Source organism: Kocuria rhizophila DC2201 (genome assembly GCF_000010285.1).
In the GTDB taxonomy this organism is placed as follows: domain Bacteria; phylum Actinomycetota; class Actinomycetes; order Actinomycetales; family Micrococcaceae; genus Kocuria; species Kocuria rhizophila_A.
The window spans coordinates 501,617-523,676 of sequence record NC_010617.1; the positions used below are offsets into that span (position 1 = coordinate 501,617).

Here is a 22,060-nt window from a genome sequence, read left to right on the forward strand (position 1 = left end):
TCTACTTCGCGTCCGCGTAGGACGTCACCACCGTCGTGGCCACCGGGACCTCCACCGGTACCGTGCCGAACACCGTGTGCACCGCCTGCCCCGCGGCGTGCTCCACGATCTGCTGCACCCGGTCCGCGTGCTGCTCGGCGCAGTGCACCATGACCTCGTCGTGGAGGAAGAACACGAGCTCCGCGTCCACGTCCGCGCCGTGCAGGCCCTGACGGATGTGGCCGAGCCACGCGAGCGCCCACTCCGCCGCCGAGCCCTGGACCACGAAGTTGCGGGAGAACCGGCCGTGGCTGCGGGACGCCTGCGCGGCGCGGCGCTCGCCGGCCTGCGTGTCCGTGGCGCGCTGCACCTCGAACCACTCCGGGCCCGGCGCGGGGGACCAGCGGCCCAGGTAGGTGCACACCTGGTGGCCGAGCTCGCCCACGCGCGCCGCGTGCTCCACGTAGCCCACGGCCCGCGGGAACATGCGGGTCAGCTGCGGCATGAACCGGCCGCCCGCCCCGGACGTCGCGCCGTACATGGCCCCCAGCAGCGCGAGCTTCGCGTGGGAGCGCTCCGTGAGCTCGGAACCGCGGGCCTGGCCCTGCTCCGCGATGGCGGTGTAGAGGTCGCGGCCGCGCGAGGCCTCGGCCAGGGCGTCGTCGCGAGCGAGGATGGCGAGCACGCGCGGCTCCAGCTGGGCGGCGTCCGCGACGACGAGCGCGTGACCGGGGTCCGCGCGCACCGCGTCCCGGATGTACTTGGGGATCTGCAGGGCACCCCCGCCGCGCGCCGCCCACCGGCCGGTGACGACGCCGCCCACCACGTACTCGGGGTGGAAGCGGCCCTCGTGGACCCAGGTGTCCAGCCAGTGCCACCCGGTGGCGGAGAAGACGCGGGAAAGCTTCTTGTACTCGAGCACCGGCGTCACCGTGGCCACGCGCTGCTCCTGCGGCTGACCGTTGACGAGCGTCCACTCCTGGAGCTTGAACGCGCGGGTGGTGTCCACGTCCACCCCGGCGTTGCGCAGGGCCTTGAGCAGCTCCACGGGCGAGTCCGGGTTCAGGGCGGGCGCGGCCAGTGCGGTGCGGACCTCCTGTGCGAGCTCCTGCATCCGGGCAGGGCGCTCCTCACCTGCCGGACGCGTGCCGAGCATGTCCTCCAGGATCTGCTGGTGCACCGCGGGGTTCCACGGGATGCCCCGGTGGCGCATGTCCGCGGCCACGAGCGCCCCCTGGGACTCGAGGCTCAGCAGCCGTTCGAGACGCTGCGGGTTCCGGGCCGTGGCGCACGCGCTGGTCTGGGCCGCGAGTTCGGCGATCAGCTCCGTGACGCCCGGTCCGTGCTCCTCGGCCACCGCGAACAGCGATCCCTGGTTGCTTGCCGGTGCCAGTGGCCGGGGCCCGGGAACGTGCCGGGGGTCCGCCGGTTCGAGGACGGGACGGTAGGCGAGGGGACGGGGTTCCCCGGCATCGTCGGGCGCGCCCGATCCCGGGGCGGTGGAGGCCGTGGCCAGGATGGTGGCGCACAGTCCCAGGTCCCGGCACCGCGTGACCCACACCCCCGCGGCGCACAGCAGAGCGGCGGGCACGGAGGTGTCCTGCCAGGTCCACACCGGGGGCTGGACGCCCGCGCGGGCGGCCGCCTCCTCCCGCTGGGCGACGACGCCGGGCAGTTCCGCGTCCGCGACCGTGAGCTCCTGCCCCGCGCGCTCGCCGTTGGCGGAGACCACCTGCAGGACCCAGGTCCCGGGCTCGGCGGCGGCCACCACGATGTGCATGGGGTTCATTATGGGCCGGGGTTCCGACAGTGGCGGCCCGCGGCACTGAGCGGCCGCCCAGCCGGAGCTCTGCGGGGGACCGGGTGTGCTGCGTGTTCGGCGGCGGACCGATGGCCGAACAGACCAACGCGCCAAGGATCGCCCGGCGGACTCACCCGGCGGCGAGCACCTCCCGGGCGTGGGCGTACTTGCGCGCCAGGCGGGCGCGGGTGTCCTCGTCCAGCAGGGCCGTGCGGGCGGGGTCCGTGTTGTCGTCCAGGTCCGCCTGCTTGACGGCGCGCGCCAGGGGGTGGGCGGCCACCCGCCGGTAGTAGTCGTCGCCGTCCTCACCCGGCCGCCGGGTCATGGCGTCCACTCCAGCGACGGTGTCCTCGGTGAAGTTATTGCGGAGGTCGTCGAGGGTCACCCCGGTGTCCTCCACGACGTCGTGCAGCCACGCCACCACCTGTGCGGCGTCCTGCTGGTCCGCAGTCGCGTAGTGGCGCACCCGCTGCGCGACGCGGCGTGGGTGGTCGATGTAGTCCGCGCCACTCTTGTCCGTCTGGCCCCGGTGCGCCCGGGTGGCGATGTCCCTGGCGCGGTCCGTGAGAGTGCTCATGGCTCCTCCTGCATGCCGGGCGGGAGCGGTGCGTGCTGCGCCGTGGCCGGGGAACCGCCCACGTGTTCTTTCTGCCAGCACGACCTGTCCCGCTGATGCTTCCAGGTCTACCGGATGGCCAGGACACGCATCAGCGACCGCGGCCGCTCCCGAACCCGGGACGCGCAGGCTGGGGAGCGGGCGGCGTCGTGCTCCGCGGGGTCGGTGGGAGACTGGGCGGCATGATGAGCGAGGCGAACGTGGAGCAGGACGTGCCGTGGGCCATGCAGCTGGTCGTGCACCGGGACAGGGCCGATCCGGCACGCGAGGTGGACGCGGCGGAGGCGGCCGCGAGCGCCGTCGTCACCCTGCTGGCCGACGAGCGCAGCGCCCCCGGCGGGCCTTGGCACGAGGCCGTGCGAACCTGGCGCGACGTTCAGATCCGCAAGCTCGTGCGCCGCGCGGACGGCAAGCGCTGGGAGGACGTCCAGTCCCTGCCCGGCGTCACGGTGGTGCGCGCCGGCTCGGACGACGACGCCGCGGCCGCCGTGCGCGCGTTCGTCCCGGCCCCAGTGCGCCCCCTTCCGAGAGAACTGCACAAGCTGCAGGTGTCCGGAACGCAGTTCCCGGCGGGCGGCGTGTCACGGGCCGAGGACGCCGTGGTGACCGTGGAGGTGGCTCCGGGGCTGGGGATCTCCAGCGGCAAGCTCGCGGCGCAGTGCGGGCACGCCGCGCAGCTCGCGTGGGAGCAGATGCCCGCCGACGTGCGGGACCGCTGGCGGGCGGACGACTACCGCGTGCGGGTGGTGTTCCCCTCGGAGCGGGAGTGGACCGGGGCGCGGCGGCCGGTGACGGTCACGGATTCCGGGCTGACCGAGCTGGACGGACCCACGGACACCACGCGGGCGTGGTGGTGAGCAGAGTCCCCCTCACCCTGTGAGACGGGCGCCCCTCTAGGGGGTGTGTGGCGGCCCGGCGGTGTGCAACGGGGCCTGTGGCTGGAGGGATTCCTGGTGCAGGGCGCGCAGGAACTCGCGGAGAATCCGTTCGCTTCGACCCCAGTCCGAGACCACGAACGGGACCACCGGGCGGCACGTGGCCTCCACCTCGGAGCCCTCGTCGGAGGACGGGCGGATGGCGAAGCGCAGGCGCTCGCCCCACGTCCGGAACGAGGGCCCCGTTGTTGCCGTGCCGCCGTGAGCCGCGAGTGTCCGCAGCCCCAGCTCTTCATTGCGCTGGCATACCCGTTCCACCAGTCCCGGCACGTCCTCGGCGGGGACATCCAGATGGGCCCGGCCCTGGCAGCGGGCACCGTGGACCGTGAGTTCCCACCCCTCGTCCCGGCGGACGCCGGGGCGCCAGGCCACCAGGCTGAAGATGGCCGCAGACACGCCCGCCACCACGGCCCCAGCCACGACGATCGGGACGAACTCGCCGCTCGCCCAGCGGAAGAGGAGCACCACGAGCCCCACGTAGACGAACCAGAGGGCGAGGGCGCCGACGACTGACGTACGGGAGACCGGCTTGATATCCATCAATCCATGCTGGCGGTGTGAGTCCGTTACCACCATGGCCCTCCGGCCAGAGTTCCCGGCGCGCGGCGGGGTCACTGCACAGCCCGTTTTGCCCTGACCGGCCGTCGGCGGCGCTCCACAATCCCGAGGTGGCCCGGACCATGGCCACGGCGCGACCGCCACCGTGGGGCCATGACCACCGCACACATGACCGCCCCGGGCGCTCCCGCTGTCGACAGCCCGCGCCGAGCTCGTCGCGCCGCTGATCCGGCTCCGGAGGCCGCCGGCCCGCCTCGGGGAGCCGCCGGATCGACGTCGGTGGGCCGGTTCACCGGGGACGAGCGAGTGGGCCACGGACCCGCCTCATGGGATGGGCCCATCGCACCCCGCCAGTGGGGACGCACCCGGCCGGCCCCTGCCCCGTCACGGCAGGACCGCGGGCGCGGAGTCCGCCTGCTCACCAGCTGCCCGGACCTCGCGGAGGCCGTGGAGGCGGTGTGCATTGGAGCCGCAGTGCCGCTCACGGTCGAGGGCGCGCAAACCGGAGCGCGGGCGGCGTCGTCGTCGGACGTGGTGCTCGTGGACGCCAGCTGGGAGGGCGAGGCCGTGCCACCGGGAGCGGTGGTCGTGGCGCTCGCCGAGCACGGCGACGCGTGGGACGTCGCCGCACGGCGTGGGGCATCCGCTGTGGTGGTCCTGCCGCAGGCCGCCGCGTGGCTGGCCGAGCTGATCTCCCGCTCCGTGGACACGGAGGTGCCGCGGGCGCACGGGCGCGTGTACGGCGTCGTCGGGGCCACCGGAGGGGTCGGCGCGTCCACCGTGGCGAGCTGGCTCGCGGGGCACTTCGCCGGGCAGGGCAGCGAGACCGCCCTGGTGGACGGGGACCCGCTGGGTGCGGGACTGGACCTCGTGCTCGGTGAGGAGGGCGCGGACGGGCTGCGCTGGCCGGAGCTGAACCAGTTCTCCGGCGCCCTGGCCGCGGACCAGCTGTGGGCCGCCATGCCGCGTGTGGAGGCGCTGCGCTACCTCTCGTGGGACCGTCGCGCCACGCACGCGGAGACCGTTCCCGCGGCCACGGTCGTCGCGGCTCTGCGGGGCGCTGCGGCGGTGCAGGTCGTGGACCTCTCCCGCGCGGACCTCGAACGCCAGGCCCGGTGGTGCGACGCCGTGCTGGTGCTGACCCCGCGCACGGTGCGCGGCGTGCTCGCGGCCGAGCTCGCCCTCGCCCGCTGCGCCCCGGTGCCCGCCGCCACCGCGCTCACGGGCGTCAACGTGGCGGATCTCGAACCGCGCGTCCTCGCCGACGCCACCGGGGTGCCGTGCGCGGCCACGATCGCGTTCGACGCGCGCGTGCCCCAGCACCTCGACGACGGCACCGTGCTGCGGCGCGGCCGGACCGCCAAGCACGCCAAGACGGTGGCGGCGCTCGCCCGGGCCCTGGAGGGACTCTCGTGAACGGGCCCGCCCACCGCACCCCCGCGGGCCGCGCCACGCTCGACGCCGCCGCGGAGGCCACCGCGCTCGACGACGCCTTCGTGGACCAGGTGCGCGAACGTCTGCTGTCCGAGGGCGGTGCCCTCACGGACACCCGGATCGCCACCGCCGTGCGGGAGACCGGGCGGGTGCTCGGCGCCGTGGGCTCGGTGCGCGCGGCCCAGCACGTCAAGGCGCAGCTGACCGGCCTCGGTCCGCTCGAACCCCTGCTGCCCGCTTCCGGGCTGAGCGATCTCTACGTCAACGGCCACGAGAACGTGTTCGTGGAGACCCTGGACGGGATCCAGCGCGTGGCCTCACCGTTCACGGGCGAGGCACAGCTGCGAGCGCTCGCGGTGCGGCTGGTGACGGCCGCGGGACGGCGGCTGGACGACGGCCACCCCTGCGTGGACGTGCAGACCGCCACGGGACTGCGCGTGCACGCCGTGATCCCGCCCGTGTCCACCGGAGGAACGCTGCTGTCCATCCGGTTCCGGGCGCCGCAGCGGCTGTCCCTGACGGACCTCGTGGCCTCCGGCACGGTCCACCCCTTCACGGCGGACGTGCTCACCGATGCCATGGCGGCCCGTGTCAACCTGATGATCAGCGGGGCCACCGGGTCCGGGAAGACCACGGTGCTCTCCGCGCTGCTGTCCCAGTGCCCAGCGGAGCAGCGGATCGTGCTGGTGGAGGACGCTGCGGAGCTGAACCCCGAGCACCCGCACGTGGTGGGCCTGCAGTCCCGCCAGGAGAACGTGGAGGGCGCCGGGTCCGTGGATCTCGCGGACCTCGTGCGCCAGGCCCTGCGGATGCGCCCGGACTGGCTCGTGGTGGGGGAGTGCCGAGGTGCGGAGGTCCGCGAGCTGCTGACCGCGCTGAACACGGGCCACTCCGGGGCGGGAACCGTGCACGCGAACTCGGCCCGGGCGGTGCCCGCCAGGCTGGCCGCGCTCGGCTCACTGGCCGGGCTCGGCCGCGAGGCCGTGGACCTGCAGGCGGCCAGCGCCCTGGACCTCGTGGCCCACGTGGACCGCGCACCCGCCGGGCGCCGCCTGAGCGAGCTGTGCGTCCTGGCCCGGGAGGACGGCGTGCTGCGCACGCTGCCCGCGCTGAGCACCACGGACGGCCACCCGGTCCAGGGACCCGGGTGGCCCCGGCTGGCCCAGCTTCTCGCGCGCGGACGGGAGCCGTCATGACGGCCGCCGTGCTCGCGGGCGCGCTGGTGCTCGCCGCCCTGCTGATCGGCTCCGGGGCCGCAGCGCCCGCCGGGCGTCTGCACTCGCTGGGGGCCCTGCACCCGCAGCGTTCGGGTGAGACGCCACGCCCGCGGCTCGTCGGACGGTGGCGGCGCCGGGACCGCGCCACCGAGGCCATGCGCTGGGTCACCGCAGTGCGTCGTCTGGCGGCCCTGCTGCATGCCGGGCGGGCCCCCGCCACGGTGTTCGCCGAGATCACCCCCGGCACCGCTGATCCCACCGCCCGGTGGATCACCCGTGTGTGCCAGGAGGTGCACGCCGCGGCCCTCGTGGGCATTCCGGTCTCGACGACGCTCGGTCAGTTCGCCCGCCGGCCCGCCGCCGTGGGGGACCGCGTGCTCGGCGCCACGGCCCGTTCGGTGTGCGCCCAGCTCGCGGCGTGCTGGGAGATCTCGGAGCGCTCCGGCTCCTCACTGGCCCGGACCCTCTCCGGGGTTGCGGAGTCTCTCGAGTCGCGGCTGGACGCCCAGGCCGCCCGCGAGAGCGCCCTGGCCGGGCCGCGCGTCACCGTCCGCACCCTGTCCTGGTTGCCCGTCCTCGCCCTGGGGCTCGGCGTGCTGATGGGCACGGACCCCGTGAGCACCCTGCTCACCACCGTGTGGGGCCGGATCGCGCTCGCCGCCGGGGCCGGACTGAGCATTGCGGGCCGGCTGTGGACGCGCAGCCTCATGCACCGCGCCGAGGGGGTGAACGGGTCGTGATCGCCACCGTCCTCGCGGGCCTGCTCGCCGCCGGTGCCCTGCTGCTGTGGATGTCACGGGGCGCGTTCGGTGTCCGTTCACGCGGGCCGGGCCCACGACGCCGCGCGGCCGGCGGTTCCGCCCTGCACCGTGCTCGTCCTGGGCCGGGGGAGCACTCGTTCCCCGCTCTGCCGGCCGCCGCTCTCGTCGAGCTCACGGCGTGCCAGCTGGATGCCGGGCTGCCCCTCGTCGAAGCGGTGGGGGTGCTGGCGGACAGCAGCGCGGGGCGCCCCTATCCGGCGCTCTCGCGGGCGGCCGCCGCACTGCGTCTCGGCCTCTCGTGGGACGCCGCGTGGCCGGATCAGACGGCGTTGCCGCACGAGATCCACGACTATCGGGACGCCCTGGAGTTCACGGCCACCTCCGCCACGGCGTCCGCGTCCGTGCTGCGGGGTCAGGCGGAACTCGTGCGCCGCGCCGAGTACCGCCGCGCGGAACGGGCCGCGGAGGCCCTTGCGGTGAAGCTCGTGCTTCCCCTCGGCCTGTGCTTCCTGCCGGCGTTCATGTGCTGGGGCGTGGTGCCCGTGCTCATGGGCCTGCTGCCCAGGGCGTTCGGCTCATGAGCCCGCCGTGCGTCCACCGTGCGCCTCCGGCGCGAGGCCCGCCCGCGTGCCGTGCCGCGGTCGATCCACCGCTCGCGGCGTCCACAGCCGTTCCATCCCGTTCTATGCACTCGACCGATCCACCCACCGAAGGAGACCCACCATGTCCATGCTCACCTGCCTTCCCGCCACCCCGACCTCCGGCCACGACGACGCCGCCCACCTCGCTGACGTGCCGCCCCTGGCCGTGCCCGTCACCGAGCCGACCGACACGACGGACACCGAGGTCCCCGTCGAGACCACGGACCCCTCGACCGACCCCGTTGCGGATGCGGGGGCCGTCACTAACCCGGGCGCGACCGCCGAGGTGCTCCCGGACCAGGACGATCCCGATCTCGGGGCGTCCACCGCGGAGTACGCGGTGATCGTCCTGGCCGCCGCCGCGTTCGGCGGGGTCATGGCCGCGGTGCTGTCCTCGGACTCCGTGTCCGGGATGCTGCTCGGGATCATCCAGAAGGCCCTGGCCATCTGAGATGCCACCGAGGCCACGGAGTGCGGGGTGCTCGCCGCAACGAGCGGGCGCCCCGCGCTCCGGTGGGTCGGTGCAGCGGAGACCGGGCTGCCGAGTCACCCACCACCTGTCAGGAGGAACCATGATCGACCGGACCAGAGCTCGTCCAGACCACACCGACCCGGACCGGGGTGCGGTGACCGTGGAGACCGCCGTCATCATGCCCGCCCTGGTGCTGCTGCTCGCGGTCCTGCTCGCCGCGGCCGCCGCCGGGATGACCACCGTCCGCTACGAGGAGGCGGCCCGGGCGTCCGCCCGTGCTGCCGCGCGGGGCGAGAACACTGCGGTGGTGGAGCGCACCGCTCGGGAGATCGCGGGGGAGTCCGCGAGCGTCATCGTCGGGGCCGCTGCCGGCCGCGTGACGGTGGCCGTGAGCGGACCCGCCCCCGGAATCCTGGGGCAGTGGAGCGGCTGGCGGCTCGACGCGGACGCGAGTGCCGCGGTGGAGAGCATCGCGGTCGCGCCGTCGGATGACGGGCCGGGCGGAGCCGGGGAGCGCGGGCAGGAGGGCGGCGAGAACGGAGCCGGTGGGAACGGGCCCGCCACGGACAGGGACGGAGCCGGTCATGGAGGACCGTGACGAGGGCTCCGGAACCGTGCACGGGCTCACCCTCGCGGCGGTGCTGTGCACGCTGCTGATCGCGCTGCTCCTCGTGGCGCAGGCCGGCATTGCCACGCACCGCGCCGCCAAGGCCGCAGACCTCGCCGCACTCGCGGCAGCGGACGTCGCGCGGGGGCTGAGTCCCGGGGTGCCGTGCGACGTTGCCGGGGCGGTGGCCCGGGAGAACGGCGCGGACGCCGTCGAGTGCGCGGTAGTGGCTCCGGAGAACACCTCGGTGGACGTCACCGCGAGCATCGACCTGCCGCCGCCGCTGAGCCCGCTCGGACCGGCGCGCGGCGTGTCCCGCGCCGGACCGCCACCGGGGGAGCCGTGATGGTCACGACCCGGGGAAGCCCCCCCGGTATCTCCGGGGCCGGGGGCAACCGGACGGAACCGGAGGGCGTCGTCCGAGGATGGCCACCGTCGGCTGACGCCCGCGCTGGCCCGCGTTCACCCGCTAGGAGATCGCTCAGGGCGCGAAGCGCAGCACCCCGTTGAGCAGCTTCAGCGCCCCGGCCTTGTCCAGCGGGTTGTTGCGGTTGCCGCACTTGGGGGACTGCACGCAGGACGGGCAGCCGGACTCGCACTCGCACTGGGCGATCGCGTCCCGGGTGGCGGTGACCCACGTGCGGAACATGTCGTAGCCGCGTTCGGCGAAGCCCGCGCCACCGGGGTGGCCGTCGTGCACGAAGATCGTGGGCAGCTCGGTGTCCACGTGCAGCGCGGTGGACAGCCCGCCCACGTCCCACCGGTCGCACGAGGCCAGCAGGGGCAGCAGCCCGATCATGGCGTGCTCCGCGGCGTGCAGGGCGCCGGGGATGTCCGGCTCCTCGATGCCCATGGCGGCCAGTTGGGGCCCGGACACCGTGAACCACGTGGCCACCGTGGACAGCTGCCGCGGTGGCAGCTCCAGGGGTTCCTCGCCGGCCACCTCGTTGGAGGCCACGAGCTTGCGCTGGTAGCTGACCACCTGGGTGGTCACGTCCACGGAGCCGCGGTGGATGCTCACCGGACCCCACTGCACCGAGTCGGCCACGTCCTGCACCCGCACCTCGGTGACGTCCCGCGCGACCGTGTAGAAGTCCGGGAACGCCCGCCGCACGGCCGCCACGTGCAGCTCCTCGTCCAGCTCGTCCACCAGGTAGGTCCTGCCCTGGTGCACGTACACCGCCCCGGGGTGTGCCTGGTAGTGGGACTGCGGCGCGCCCATCGTGCCCAGCACGGTACCGGTGTCCGAGTCGATGATCTGCACCGGGCCGCCGTCCCCGGAACGGATCGAGACCATGCCCGCCGGCTGCTCGGAACGGGTCCAGAACCAGCCGGACGGGCGACGTCGCAGGTGGCCAGCCGCGGTGAGGGAGTCCACCACGTCCCGGGCCGTGGGGCCGAAGCGTTCCAGCTCCTCGGGGCGCAGGGGCAGCTCGGCGGCCGCCGCGCACAGGTGGGGTGCCAGTACGTAGGGGTTGGACGCCTCGAACACCGTGGCCTCCACGGGGACGTCGAAGATCGCCTCTGGATGGTTCACCAGGTACCCGTCCAGGGGATCGTCCCCGGCGATCAGCGCAGCGAGCGCCTGCTGCCCGGCCCGTCCGGCCCGGCCAATCTGCTGCAGGAACGAGGCCCGGGTGCCGGGCCACCCGGCCACGAGCACGGCGTCCAGGCCTGCGATGTCGATCCCCAGCTCCAGTGCGGAGGTGCTGGCCACCCCGAGCAGCCGACCGTCCCGCAGCTGCTGCTCCAGTTCTCGCCGCTCCTCCGGGAGGAAGCCGGAGCGGTACGCGGCCACCCGGTGGCCGAGCGAGGGGTCAACCTCTTCCAGTTGCCGGTGGGCCGCCTGCGCGATCGTCTCCGCGCCGCGCCGGGAGCGGATGAACGCGATGGTCCGCACCTGGCGCAGCACCAGGTCGGTGAGCATGTCCGAGGCCTCGGCGGTGACAGTGCGGCGTCGTGGGGCGCCGTTGTCCGAGCCGCCGGGGGACTGCTCGGGCTCCCACAGCACCACCGTGCGCGAGCCGTGGGGCGAGGTGTCCTCCGTGACCGCCGTGACGTCCTCGGGAGGGCAGCCGATGAGCTTGGCGAAGGACTCCTGCGGGGAGGCACTCGTCGCGGACGCCCCGATGAACCGCGGGGACGCCCCGTAGTGCGCGGCGATCCGCGCGAGCCGGCGCAGCACCACCGCCACGTGGGAGCCGAAGACCCCGCGGTAGGAGTGGGCCTCGTCGATGATCACGTACCGCAGCCGCCGGAAGAACCGGGACCACCCGGCGTGGTTCGGCAGGACCCCGTGGTGGAGCATGTCAGGGTTGCACAGGATCACGTCCGCGTGCTCGCGGATCCAGCGGCGCTCGCCGGGATCGGTGTCGCCGTCGTACGTGGCGGCCCGGACGTCGTCGAAACCCAGGGAGCGCAGGGAGCTGAGCTGGTCCGCCGCGAGCGCTTTGGTGGGGGACAGGTAGAGGGCGGTGGCCTCGTCCGGGTGGTGGAGCATCCCAGGACGCTCGGCCACGGCCAGGCGGCCGCGGTGCACGGCGTCCACCACGAGCGACTGGTAGACGAGCGACTTTCCCGAGGCCGTGCCGGTGGCCACGATCGCGTGCCGCGGGGCGTTCAGCGCGGCCACCTGGTGGGCATAGGGCTCGTGGATGCCCAGCCGTTCGTAGGCGGCCACCACGTCCGGGTGCAGCCAGTCCGGCCACGGTGCGTGGACCGGGGCGCGCTCGGGAATCTCCCGGACGTGACGCACCTGCTCGGGGCGCGGTCCGCGGCCGAGCAGGTCCACCATCTGCTGGGAGGTCGTCATCCCGTCATTGTCGCCCACCCGGTGAGGGAGCACGAACGAGCTGCCCGGCTCCCGGGGACGGGCGGCGGCCCGCCCCGCCGCCGCCTGATACCCCAGCCGCCTCACACCCCGGCCGTACCGCGCGCTGGCCACCGCACCCCAGCCACGCTGCACCCCGGCCACGCGAGGAATCGGCGGCATCGCCCGCCCCGGCCCTGCTGGTCTCCCACCCGCCCCCGCCAGCCCGGGGTGCCGACGACGCGTCCGAGCCCTCTCACCCGCCGCGCCCGCCTGCGTGGAATCATGGGGGCATGAGCAACGACGCGCATTCCCACCCCATGAACATCGCCGGCGAGCACGAGGACGCCCCCCAGGGCTCGCCCATCACGGAGCTGAGCGAGGAGCAGAGCTGGGAGCTGCTCCGGCAGGCCCGGTTCGCCCGGCTGGCCACCCGCGACGGGGACGAGATCGACATCACGCCCCTGAATATCGTGACCGACGGCGAGAAGCTCTACTTCCGCTCCGCCAAGGGCACCAAGGTGCTGCACCTGCAGCTGAACCCGAACGTGGCGCTGGAGATCGACCGCACGTCCGGTTCCGAGGCGCACTCCGTGGTGGTGCGCGGCACCGCGGCCATGATCACGGACTCCGCGGAGATCAAGCGCGTGGAGGGCCTGGGGCTGCGGCCGTGGCTGAACACGGAGAAGATCGAGTTCGTGGAGATCACCCCCACGCGCATCACCGGCCGCGCGTTCCGGCTGGGTCACTGAGCGTGGCCGCGGCTGTCTCCGGCCCCGCCCCGTTCAGCACCGTCCCGGACGCACCCCGCTCCGACGACGCCGCCCTGCTCGCCTCCCTGCACGCGGACCTCACAGCGGCGGGCTTCACGGTGGACAGTGTCACGGACCTGGTGGGCCCGGAGGCCATGTCCGCGTGGTCACGTGACCAGGCTGTACCCGCCCGGCGCGCCCTCCGTGACCGCGGCGCACAGGATCCGGCGCTGAGCACCCTGACGGCGTTCTTCCTCCTGGGCGACCCCGTTCAGTCCTCCGCGCTCGACGCCGCCCTGCCCACCGTGGGCGCCTTCGGGCTGGTGCGTCTCGGGCTGGTGGAGGGGACCCCCGAGCCCACGAGCACCTGCCCGGGCGCCGGCGCAGGCACCGACCCGCTGCTGAGCGCCGCCATGGACCTGCGCCCCTACGCCACGGACTCCTCGGCCGAGCTGTACGTCGCGAGCGACCTGGGGGCCTTCCAGCGCCCGGGCGTGCTGCGCCACGACCACGTGCTGGGCATCGGGGGAGCCTCCACCACCCTGGTGCAGTCCACCCCGCGCCGCCCGGTGGCCACGGCCCTGGACCTCGGCACGGGCTGCGGCATCCAGACCTTCCACCTGCTGGCCCACGCGGAGCACGTCACCGCCACGGACATCTCCGAGCGCGCCCTGGCCACCACGCGGTTCAACCTGCTGCTCAACGCCCCGGCCCTGGGCCTGGACCCGGAGCATCTGGAGGACCGGGTGAGCCTGGAGCTCGGCAGCATGCTGGAGCCGGTGGCCGGGCGGTCCTTCGACATGGTTGTCTCCAACCCGCCGTTCGTGATCACCCCGCGCACCCCGCGGGAGTCGGACACCGAACGCTTCACCTACCGGGACGGCGGCCTGCCCGGGGACCGGATCGTACGTGAGCTGCTGAGCACGCTGCCCTCCGTGCTGGCCCCCGGCGGCACCGCGCACCTGCTCGCCAACTGGGAGATCCCCCACGATCCGCAGGACACCCCCGAGACCACGTGGTCCCGCGGTCCGGCGTCGTGGCTCCCGGAGGGCACCGGGGCATGGCTCATCCAGCGCGAGCTGCAGGACCCGTGCGAGTACGCCGAGACCTGGCTCCAGGACGCCTCCCAGCAGCGCGATCCCGAGGGCTTCGACCGCGCCTACGCCGCCTATCTGGACGACTTCGCTTCCCGGGACGTGGCCGCGATCGGCTTCGGCATGGTGTGGCTGCAGCGCCCCGAGGACATACAGCGCACGGCGAGCGGGACCGCGGAACCCGGCCGTGCGGCGTCGTGGTCCCTGCCGCGGATCTTCGAGACCGTCCCGCACCCTATCCAGCAGCCGATCGCGCCCGCACTGGCGGCCGAGTGGGAGCGGACCGTGCGGCTGGGCCGGGAAGCGGCGGATGCCGAGAGCGGAGCGCCCGGGCAGCCCGCGTGGCTGGAGCGTCGTTTCACCGTGGCGCCGGACGTCACCGAGGAGCGCCACGGCACCCCCGGCGCGGAAGACCCGTCCCTGATCCTGCTGCGGCAGGGCACCGGGCTGCGGCGGACCGTGATCCTCTCGAGCGAGGCCGCAGGCTTCGCGGGGGTGTGCGACGGCGAGCTGAGTGCCCAGCAGATCCTCACGGCGCTGGGCGTGCTGCTGGGGTGGGAGCAGGGCCCGTCCGCGCAGCTGGTGTCCGAGATCGAGGGGCTCATCGCCCACGGCTTCCTGCTGGAGGTGTCAGACTGAGCCCGTGGACGGGTGCCCGGTGCTGATCCGCACCACGGCCGCCCACCGGGTGTGAACATCTGCACAGTCACGCGGCCCACCGGGGCCGATGAGCCGCGTGACGTACGCTGACGACTCAGACGCGGGACGAGACACACCACGAGCACCAGACCGGGCGCCGTCGCCTACGCTGAACGGCGACCACCACAGACAGACCCGCCCCGCACGCACGGGTCAGGACGAGGAGCACCTTTGGCATCGAAGGCCACCAAGAACGAAGGCACGGGCAAGAGCCTGCTGATCGTGGAGTCACCGTCCAAGGTGAAGACGATCGCGGGCTACCTGGGGGACGCCTACGAGGTGGAGTCCTCCATGGGCCACATCCGTGACCTGCCGCAGCCCTCCGAGCTGCCCACGGACATGAAGAAGGGCCCGTACGGCAAGTTCGCGGTGGACGTGGAGCACGAGTTCGACCCGTACTACGTGGTCAACCCGGACAAGAAGAAGAAGGTCACGGAGCTCAAGCGCAAGCTGAAGGACGCCGACGCCCTCTACCTCGCCACTGATGGGGACCGCGAGGGCGAGGCCATCGCGTGGCACCTGCTGCAGGTGCTCAAGCCCAAGGTGCCCGTCTACCGCCTCACGTTCCCGGAGATCACCAAGGAGGCGATCGAGCGCGGCTTCGGCCAGCTGCGGGACATCGACCAGGACCTCGTGGACGCCCAGGAGACCCGCCGCATCCTGGACCGCCTCTACGGCTACGAGATCTCCCCGGTGCTGTGGCGCAAGGTGGCCGCGGGCCTGTCTGCGGGCCGCGTGCAGTCCGTGGCCACGCGCCTGGTGGTCCAGCGCGAGCGTGAGCGGATCGCCTTCGTGCCCGCCGACTACTGGGACCTCACGGGCCAGTTCTCCCGCCCCGAGGGCCAGGACGCCGGGCGCGCCTTCTCCGCGCGCCTGAGCTCCGTCAACGGCCGCCGCGTGGCCACGGGCAAGGACTTCGACGACCGCGGCCAGCTCAAGTCCCCCTCGTCCGGCAACGCCCCGGTCACGCTGGACGAAGCCGTGGCGACGGCGCTCGCGGCCGGCCTGCAGGACGCGCCCTTCTCGGTGCGTTCCCTGGAGACCAAGCCCTACACGCGCCGCCCCGCCGCACCGTTCACCACCTCCACGCTGCAGCAGGAGGCCGCGCGCAAGCTGCGCTTCACCTCCCGCACCACCATGCGCGTGGCGCAGCGGCTGTACGAGAACGGCTACATCACCTACATGCGAACGGACTCGGTGGCCCTGTCCGACCAGGCCGTCAACGCCGCCCGCGCGCAGGCCAAGGAGCTCTACGGCCCCGAGTTCGTGCCGTCCTCCAAGCGCGTGTACGCCTCCAAGTCCAAGAACGCGCAGGAGGCCCACGAGGCCGTGCGCCCCGCCGGGGACACCTTCCGCACGCCCTCCCAGGTGCGCTCGCAGCTGTCCGTGGACGAGTACAAGCTCTACGAGCTGATCTGGAAGCGCACCGTGGCCTCCCAGATGCAGGACGCCAAAGGCGACACCGCCACGGTGCGCCTGGGCGCCACGGCCACCTCCGCCGCCGGTGAGCACGCCGGGGCCGACGCCGAGTTCTCGGCCTCCGGAACCGTCATCACCTTCCGGGGGTTCCTGGCCGCGTACGAGGAGGGTCGGGACGTGAACCCGGACCTCACCGCGGACTCGGGCAAGAAGGGCGCGAAGGACGAGGACAAGCGTCTGCCCGTGATGGCCGAGGGCGACGCCCTGGACGCCTCCGAGGTCACCGCGGACGGGCACACCACCACCCCGCCGGCCCGCTACACCGAGGCCTCCCTGGTGAAGACCCTGGACGAGCTGGGCATCGGACGCCCCTCCACGTACGCCGCCACGATCTCCACGATCATGGACCGCGGCTACGTGCAGGTGCGCGGCTCCGCGCTGATCCCGTCCTGGCTCGCGTTCTCCGTGGTGCGCCTGCTGGAGGACCACTTCTCCGACTACGTGGACTACGACTTCACGGCGGAGCTCGAGGACGACCTGGACCGGATCGCCCGCGGCGAGGCCGAGCGCGTGAAGTGGCTCTCTGGCTTCTACTTCGGGGAGAACCCGTCCGAGCCCGGGCTCAAGCCCATCGTGGACGACCTCGGGGAGATCGACGCCCGCGCGGTGAACTCCATCCCCATTACGGACGAGATCACCCTGCGCGTGGGCAAGTACGGCCCCTACCTGGAGGCCGGCGGCACCGTGGACCCGGAGACCGGGGAGATCACGGATCCCGTGCGCGCCAACGTTCCCCTGGACCTCGCCCCGGACGAGCTCACGCCCGAGAAGGCACAGGAGCTCATGGAGATCGGCAAGGCGGACGGCCGGGAGCTCGGCGTGAACCCGGCGAACGGGCGCACCATCGTGGCCAAGGACGGCCGCTACGGCCCGTACGTCACGGAGATCGTGCCCGAGCCCACGCAGGAGGAGCTCGACGCGATCCCCACCGAGTACTACAAGAACGGCAACCCCAAACCCAAGAAGATCGAGAAGCCCAAGCCGAACACGGCCTCGCTGTTCTCGTCCATGAATCTGCAGGACATCACGCTCGACGACGCCCTGAAGCTGCTGTCCCTGCCGCGTGAGCTCGGCCAGGACACGGACGGCGAGACCATCACGGTGCAGAACGGGCGCTACGGGCCGTACCTGAAGAAGGGCTCGGACTCCCGCTCGATCTCCTCCGAGGACCAGATCTTCACGATCACCCTGGAGGAGGCCAAGACCATCTACGCGCAGCCCAAGCAGCGTGGCCGCCAGGCCGCGCGGCCGCCACTCGCGGACCTGGGCGCGGACCCCCTCACGGAGAAGCGCATGGTCATCAAGGAGGGCCGCTTCGGCGCGTACATCACGGACGGCGAGACCAACGTGACGGTGCCGCGCGCGGAGGCGGTCGAGCAGATCACCGCGGCGCGGGCCTCCCAGCTGCTGGCGGAGAAGCGCGCCAAGGGCCCCGCCCCGGCCAAGTCCCCGGCGCGCGGCAAGGCCCGCACCGCGTCGAAGAGCTCCACGTCCAAGGCCTCCGCCTCCAAGGGCACCTCCTCGAAGGCCAAGGCCGGGACGACGACGGCGAAGCGCGCCTCCGCGACGAAGGCAAAGAGCACCACGGGCGCGGCGCGGACCACCCGCAAGGCCCCCGCGAAGAAGTCGAGCTGAGCCCGGGGACGCCGCGAGCGGCGTCGTCGACCGGTGAATCCGCGGGGTGGGACGCGCACCCGCCCCGCCCGCGAGCGAAGGAGCACACATGCGTCTGTCCGTCCTGGACGTCGGCTCGAACACGGTGCACCTGCTGCTGCTGGACGTGTACCCGGGATCCCGCCCGGAGCCGTACGCGTCCCACAAGATGGCGCTGCGCCTGGTGGACCACCAGGACGCCGAGGGGCGGATCACGGACGAGGGGCGGGACCTGCTGACGTCCTTCGTGGTGGAGGCTCGGGACTTCGCGGTGGACCACCGGGCGGAGGACCTGCTGGCGTTCGCCACCTCTGCGATCCGTGAGGCCACCAACGGCGCCGACGTGCTGGAGCACGTGCAGTCCGTGTCCGGGGTGAGCCTCACGGAGCTCTCCGGGGACCAGGAGGCCGCCATCACGTTCTCCGCGGTGCGGCGCTGGTTCGGGTGGAGCGCCGGGCGGATCCTGGACTTCGACATCGGCGGCGGCTCGTTCGAGATGGCGATCGGCACCAACGCGCTGCCCTCGGTGGCCACGTCCGTGCCGCTGGGAGCGGGCCGGCTGTACCGCGGGTACCTGGCGGGGGCGGACGTGGCCTCTCCCGCCCAGTTCAAGGCCCTGCGCAAGCACGTGCGCACCACGCTGCGCCCGGCCGTGGACCGGATCGCCGGGGGCGGGCACCCCAACCTGGTGGCGGGCACGTCCAAGACGTTCCGCTCCCTCGCCCGAATCTGCGGCGCCGCGCCGTCCGCCCAGGGGCCCTACGTGGAGCGGCTCATGCACCTGGAGGACCTGCGGCTGTGGACCCGGCGCATGGAGGCCATGAGCGTGCGGGAGCGCGAGGACCTGCCGGGCGTCTCCGAGTACCGCGCGGCCCAGGTGGTGGCCGGGGCGATCGTCGCGGAGACCGCCATGGACATGCTCGCCGTGGACACCGTGCAGATCTCCCCGTGGGCGCTGCGCGAGGGCCTGATCCTGCGCCGCATGGACCGGCTGGTCCGGGACGCCACGAGCGAGACCGTCAACCCGAAGGACCTGGTGAACCGCCGATGAGCGAGAACCCCGCCGTCTACCGCCCGCACGTGGCGCTGTCCACGAGTTCGCTGTACCCGCAGGGCGTTCCGGAGACCTTCGAGGCCGCCACTCGCCTGGGCTACGACAGCGTGGAGGTGCTCGTCACCCACGAGCGCATGAGCCAGCTGACCCACCAGCTGCTGGACAGCGTGCAGAAGTACCAGATCCCCATCTCCACCATCCACGCGCCCACGCTGCTGTTCACCCAGCAGGTGTGGGGCAAGTCCTGGACCAAGATCCAGATGGCCGCCAAGCTCACCCACCAGGTGGGCGCCGAGGTGGTGGTGGCGCACCCGCCGTTCCGGTGGCAGCGCAAGTACGCCAGGAACTTCGTGGCCGGGGTCCGGGAGGTCTCCCGGATGACGGACACCAAGATCTCCGTGGAGAACATGTACCCGTGGCGCGTGGCCGGGCGGGAGGCCGTGGTCTACTCCCCGCACTACAGCCCGCTGGGCCAGGACTACGACTGGGTCACGTGGGACTTCTCCCACGCCGCCACCGCCAAGATGGACTCCCTCGCGGCCGTGAAGGAGCTCGGCTCCCGGCTGGGCCACGTGCACCTCACGGACGGTTCCGGGCAGACGCTTGCGGACGAGCACCTGCTCCCGGGCCACGGCGTGCAACCGGTCGCGCAGACCCTCGAGTACCTGCGGGACCAGCGCTGGCAGGGCGTGGTGGGCGTGGAGGTCTCCACGCGCAAGTGCGAGACCCCGGAGCAGCGCGACGAGTGGCTTGCCGAGTCCCTGGACTTCGCCCGGCGCCACATGACGCCCACGCCGTAGCCCGCCTGCACCGCTCAGGAGAACCGCCATGGCCGACGCCGCCGCCGCACCCCGTTCCGAGCCCGTGATCCGTGCCTGCCGGGGGCCGCAGGAGCATCCCGCGCTGGTGCGCATCTGCCGCAGCGCGGTGGAGGCCACCCACGACTTCCTGAGCGTGGCGGACCGGGAGTCGATCGCCGCGCACCTGGAGCCGGACTGTTTCCCCGCCGTGGAGCTCACGGTGGCCACTCTGGACGGGGAGCCGGTGGGGTTCGTGGGCACCCTGGGCGGAAGCCTGGAGATGCTCTTCGTCTCCGACGACCACCGCGGCCGGGGGATCGGAAGCTCCCTGCTCGCACACGTGCGCCGGGAGCGGGGCGTCACGGCGGTGGACGTCAACGAGCAGAACCCCGGGGCCGTGGGTTTCTACGAGCACCACGGCTTCCGTACGGTCGGACGCAACGCCACGGACGAGGCGGGGTGCCCGTACCCGATCCTGCACCTCGCGCTGGCGCCGCACGGGTCGCTGCCCACCGCCTGAGCCCGCGGTGCGCACTGCACGGGCCCGCGGGGACGGTCGCGGGACGCCCCGGGGCGCTGTACGGTCGAGACCAGATTTCCCGACATCCGCACCAACCGCGCGTCTTGCCGCCCCTGCTGGGCGGGGACCGCGGGGGCAGAGAGGACTGATCCGATGAGCGAGACCACCCTGACGTTCCTGGGCGCCGGATCCATGAACGGCTCAATCCTGCGCGGTGTGCTGGCCGCGGGCACGGAGGCGGGGCGGGTGCGCGCGACGACCCGTTCGGCGTCGTCGGCGGAAGCCCTGCACGAGGAGACCGGCGTGGAGGTCTTTGCCGGGGAGTCAGATCCCGAGGCGAACACCCAGGCCGTGACGGGCGCGGACGTGGTCCTGCTGGGTGTGAAGCCCTACGCGGTTCTGGACCTGGCCCGGGAGGTCGCCCCCGCGCTGGATCCGGCCACGGTGGTGGTCTCCGTGGCGGCCGGCGTCGCGCTGGACGCGCTGCAGAAGGCACTGCCGGACGGGCAGCCCGTGGTGCGCTGCATGCCCAACACCCCCTCGAGCGTGGGCCGCGGCGCGCTGTCCGTGACGCCGGGGGAGCACACCTCGGCCGAGCAGCTGGCCCGTGTCAGGGAGGTGCTCTCCACCGTGGGCACCGTGGTGGAGGTCCCCGAGCACCTGATCCGCGCGGTCACCGGCGTCTCCGGCTCCGGGCCCGCGTACGTGTTCTACCTGGCCGAGGCCATGCAGCAGGCGGGCGAGCGGCTGGGCCTGGACCCCGAGACCGCGCGCGTGCTCGCCAAGGAGACCGTCTCGGGCGCCGGTGAGCTGCTGCGCCCCGACGACGCCGATCCCGCGGCTCTGCGCCGGGCCGTCACCAGCCCGGGCGGCACCACGGAGCAGGCCATCACCACGTTCGACGAGAAGGGCCTGCGGGAGATCGTCGCCGCGGGTGCCGAGGCGTCCGCGGCCAAGGGCGACGAGATGGAGAAGGAGTACGGCGGCGAGTGACGCCACCGGCCACCCCACGAGACCAGCAAGGCGGTAGCACCATGAGCACGTTCGGCATCGAGGAGGAGTTCCTCCTGATCGACCGCGGGGACAGGCTGCCCGCACGCCCCACTCCGGAGCAGTCCGCGCAGCTGGTCTCCCTCGAGGCGGGCGGCGGTTCCGCCACGCCCGAGTGGCTGGCGTGCCAGGTGGAGGAGACCTCGCCGATCTTCCACGACGCCGCCGGGGCCGTGGACTCGCTCGTGACCTTCCGCACCGCCCTGCACGACGCCACGGACGCCATGGGCATGGACGTGGTGGGACTCGCCGCGGCCCCCGACATCCGCCCGGAACCGGCGGACATCACCGTGAACGAGCGCTACCAGCGCCTCGCCGGGTACACCCCGGCGGTCGCCGCGGACCAGTACATCAGCGGGATGCACGTGCACCTGGGCTTCCCGGACATGGAGGACGCTGTCCGTGCGCTGAACGGGCTGCGCGGCTGGCTGCCCGCGCTCGTGGCGATCGGTGCCAACTCGCCGCTGTGGCGCGGCGCGGAGTCCGGGTTCGAGTCCTGGCGCTCGATCCACTACCGCCGCTGGATTGCCAACGACATCCCTCCGCACTTCAAGGACCTGGCGGACCACGAGCAGCGCGTGGCCGTGCTCAGCGCGTTCGACGTGATGGAGAGCCCCTCCACCCTGAGCTGGCTGGCCCGGCTGTCCCACAAGCACGGCACCCTGGAGATCCGGGCGTGCGACGTGCAGCTCGAGGCGCAGGACTCCGTGGCCATCGCGGTGCTGATCCGCGCCCTGGCGGACTACGCAATGGACGTCCCGCCCACCATGGAGTTCAGTCAGGAGTACCTGGACATCGCCCTGTGGCAGGCGGCCCGCTGGGGGCTCAGCGGCCGGGTGCTGGACCCCGTGGCCGCCGAGCTGGTCCCGGGCGAGGCGCTGGTCACCGACCTGCTGGAGCGGGTGCGGGACTACTACCCCACGGCGGCGGACCGCGAGTTCGCCGAGGCCGGGGTCCGCCGGATCGCGGAGCGCGGCAACGGGGCCATCCGGCAGCGCCGCGCCTTCGCCCGCGCGGGGATCCCCGGTGTCATGGACATGGCCACCGCGGCGATGACGGCCGACCCGCGGGCCTGAGTCGGGGAACGGGGCACGGTTCCGCTGCGGCGTGCACGCGCGTGCGGGTCGGT

20 protein-coding genes are annotated in these 22,060 nt (G+C 73.3%); 16 read left to right on the forward strand and 4 right to left on the reverse strand.

The window, feature by feature from the left end:
- Position 1: 1 nt before the first annotated feature.
- Both KRH_RS02225 and KRH_RS02230 read right to left on the reverse strand, forming a co-directional pair.
- On the reverse strand, positions 2-1,759 hold the full coding sequence (locus KRH_RS02225; protein WP_041297281.1) for a bifunctional 3'-5' exonuclease/DNA polymerase: 1,758 nt from the start codon (positions 1,757-1,759) through the stop codon (positions 2-4).
- 151 nt (positions 1,760-1,910) lie between these two features.
- Positions 1,911-2,357 (reverse strand): HD domain-containing protein, encoded by a 447-nt coding sequence (locus tag KRH_RS02230; RefSeq protein ID WP_012397534.1) that lies wholly within the window; start codon positions 2,355-2,357, stop codon positions 1,911-1,913.
- Positions 2,358-2,578: 221 nt separating this feature from the next.
- Between KRH_RS02230 and KRH_RS02235 the strand changes: the two genes are divergently transcribed.
- Entirely contained in the window at positions 2,579-3,253 is a 675-nt protein-coding gene (locus KRH_RS02235; RefSeq protein ID WP_041297282.1) for a peptidyl-tRNA hydrolase, read from the forward strand.
- A 36-nt stretch (positions 3,254-3,289) separates the two neighbouring features.
- On the opposite strand, the gene KRH_RS02240 is transcribed toward KRH_RS02235, so the two are convergent.
- On the reverse strand, positions 3,290-3,871 hold the full coding sequence (locus tag KRH_RS02240; protein ID WP_105590630.1) for a hypothetical protein: 582 nt from the start codon (positions 3,869-3,871) through the stop codon (positions 3,290-3,292).
- A 492-nt stretch (positions 3,872-4,363) separates the two neighbouring features.
- Between KRH_RS02240 and ssd the strand changes: the two genes are divergently transcribed.
- The 7 genes from ssd to KRH_RS02275 all read left to right on the forward strand — a co-directional run bounded on the left by ssd (position 4,364) and on the right by KRH_RS02275 (position 9,367).
- Entirely contained in the window at positions 4,364-5,305 is a 942-nt protein-coding gene (ssd, locus tag KRH_RS02245) for a septum site-determining protein Ssd (protein ID WP_231844725.1), read from the forward strand.
- A complete protein-coding gene (locus tag KRH_RS02250) occupies positions 5,302-6,519 on the forward strand; it encodes a TadA family conjugal transfer-associated ATPase (protein ID WP_012397538.1) in 1,218 nt (405 codons plus the stop codon). The genes ssd and KRH_RS02250 overlap by 4 nt, the downstream gene beginning before the upstream one ends.
- Positions 6,516-7,280: a type II secretion system F family protein gene (locus KRH_RS02255; protein ID WP_012397539.1), complete on the forward strand. Its 765-nt coding sequence runs from the start codon at positions 6,516-6,518 to the stop codon at positions 7,278-7,280. Before KRH_RS02250 ends, KRH_RS02255 begins: the two co-directional genes overlap by 4 nt.
- Positions 7,277-7,882 carry a type II secretion system F family protein gene (locus tag KRH_RS02260; RefSeq protein ID WP_012397540.1) on the forward strand — a complete coding sequence of 202 codons (606 nt, stop codon included), beginning with the start codon at positions 7,277-7,279 and terminating at the stop codon, positions 7,880-7,882. Before KRH_RS02255 ends, KRH_RS02260 begins: the two co-directional genes overlap by 4 nt.
- Positions 7,883-8,024: 142 nt before the next feature.
- Positions 8,025-8,393, forward strand: a complete 369-nt coding sequence (locus KRH_RS02265) for a DUF4244 domain-containing protein (protein ID WP_012397541.1) — start codon at positions 8,025-8,027, stop codon at positions 8,391-8,393.
- Positions 8,394-8,514: 121 nt separating this feature from the next.
- Entirely contained in the window at positions 8,515-9,012 is a 498-nt protein-coding gene (locus tag KRH_RS02270; protein WP_012397542.1) for a TadE family type IV pilus minor pilin, read from the forward strand.
- The gene (locus tag KRH_RS02275) at positions 8,999-9,367 is read left to right on the forward strand and encodes an Rv3654c family TadE-like protein (protein WP_012397543.1); all 369 of its coding nucleotides are present in this window, start codon (positions 8,999-9,001) and stop codon (positions 9,365-9,367) included. The genes KRH_RS02270 and KRH_RS02275 overlap by 14 nt, the downstream gene beginning before the upstream one ends.
- 135 nt (positions 9,368-9,502) lie before the next feature.
- Here KRH_RS02275 and KRH_RS02280 read toward each other — a convergent pair whose 3' ends face one another.
- On the reverse strand, positions 9,503-11,833 hold the full coding sequence (locus KRH_RS02280; RefSeq protein WP_012397544.1) for a DEAD/DEAH box helicase: 2,331 nt from the start codon (positions 11,831-11,833) through the stop codon (positions 9,503-9,505).
- Between the two features lie 290 nt (positions 11,834-12,123).
- Here KRH_RS02280 and KRH_RS02285 point away from each other — a divergent pair, with 290 nt between their 5' ends.
- From KRH_RS02285 to KRH_RS02320, 8 genes are all read left to right on the forward strand, one after another.
- Positions 12,124-12,582 carry a pyridoxamine 5'-phosphate oxidase family protein gene (locus KRH_RS02285; RefSeq protein ID WP_041297283.1) on the forward strand — a complete coding sequence of 153 codons (459 nt, stop codon included), beginning with the start codon at positions 12,124-12,126 and terminating at the stop codon, positions 12,580-12,582.
- Between the two features lie 2 nt (positions 12,583-12,584).
- A complete protein-coding gene (locus KRH_RS02290; protein WP_012397546.1) occupies positions 12,585-14,315 on the forward strand; it encodes a DUF7059 domain-containing protein in 1,731 nt (576 codons plus the stop codon).
- Between the two features lie 231 nt (positions 14,316-14,546).
- Positions 14,547-17,489: a type I DNA topoisomerase gene (gene topA / locus KRH_RS02295; protein ID WP_012397547.1), complete on the forward strand. Its 2,943-nt coding sequence runs from the start codon at positions 14,547-14,549 to the stop codon at positions 17,487-17,489.
- A gap of 88 nt (positions 17,490-17,577) precedes the next feature.
- Positions 17,578-18,558 (forward strand): exopolyphosphatase, encoded by a 981-nt coding sequence (locus KRH_RS02300; protein WP_012397548.1) that lies wholly within the window; start codon positions 17,578-17,580, stop codon positions 18,556-18,558.
- The gene (locus tag KRH_RS02305; RefSeq protein ID WP_012397549.1) at positions 18,555-19,361 is read left to right on the forward strand and encodes a sugar phosphate isomerase/epimerase family protein; all 807 of its coding nucleotides are present in this window, start codon (positions 18,555-18,557) and stop codon (positions 19,359-19,361) included. The genes KRH_RS02300 and KRH_RS02305 overlap by 4 nt, the downstream gene beginning before the upstream one ends.
- Before the next feature lie 28 nt (positions 19,362-19,389).
- The gene (locus KRH_RS02310; RefSeq protein WP_041297284.1) at positions 19,390-19,881 is read left to right on the forward strand and encodes a GNAT family N-acetyltransferase; all 492 of its coding nucleotides are present in this window, start codon (positions 19,390-19,392) and stop codon (positions 19,879-19,881) included.
- 153 nt (positions 19,882-20,034) lie between these two features.
- Positions 20,035-20,874, forward strand: a complete 840-nt coding sequence (proC, locus tag KRH_RS02315; RefSeq protein WP_012397551.1) for a pyrroline-5-carboxylate reductase — start codon at positions 20,035-20,037, stop codon at positions 20,872-20,874.
- Between the two features lie 41 nt (positions 20,875-20,915).
- Entirely contained in the window at positions 20,916-22,007 is a 1,092-nt protein-coding gene (locus KRH_RS02320; protein WP_041297285.1) for a carboxylate-amine ligase, read from the forward strand.
- Positions 22,008-22,060 lie beyond the last annotated feature (53 nt).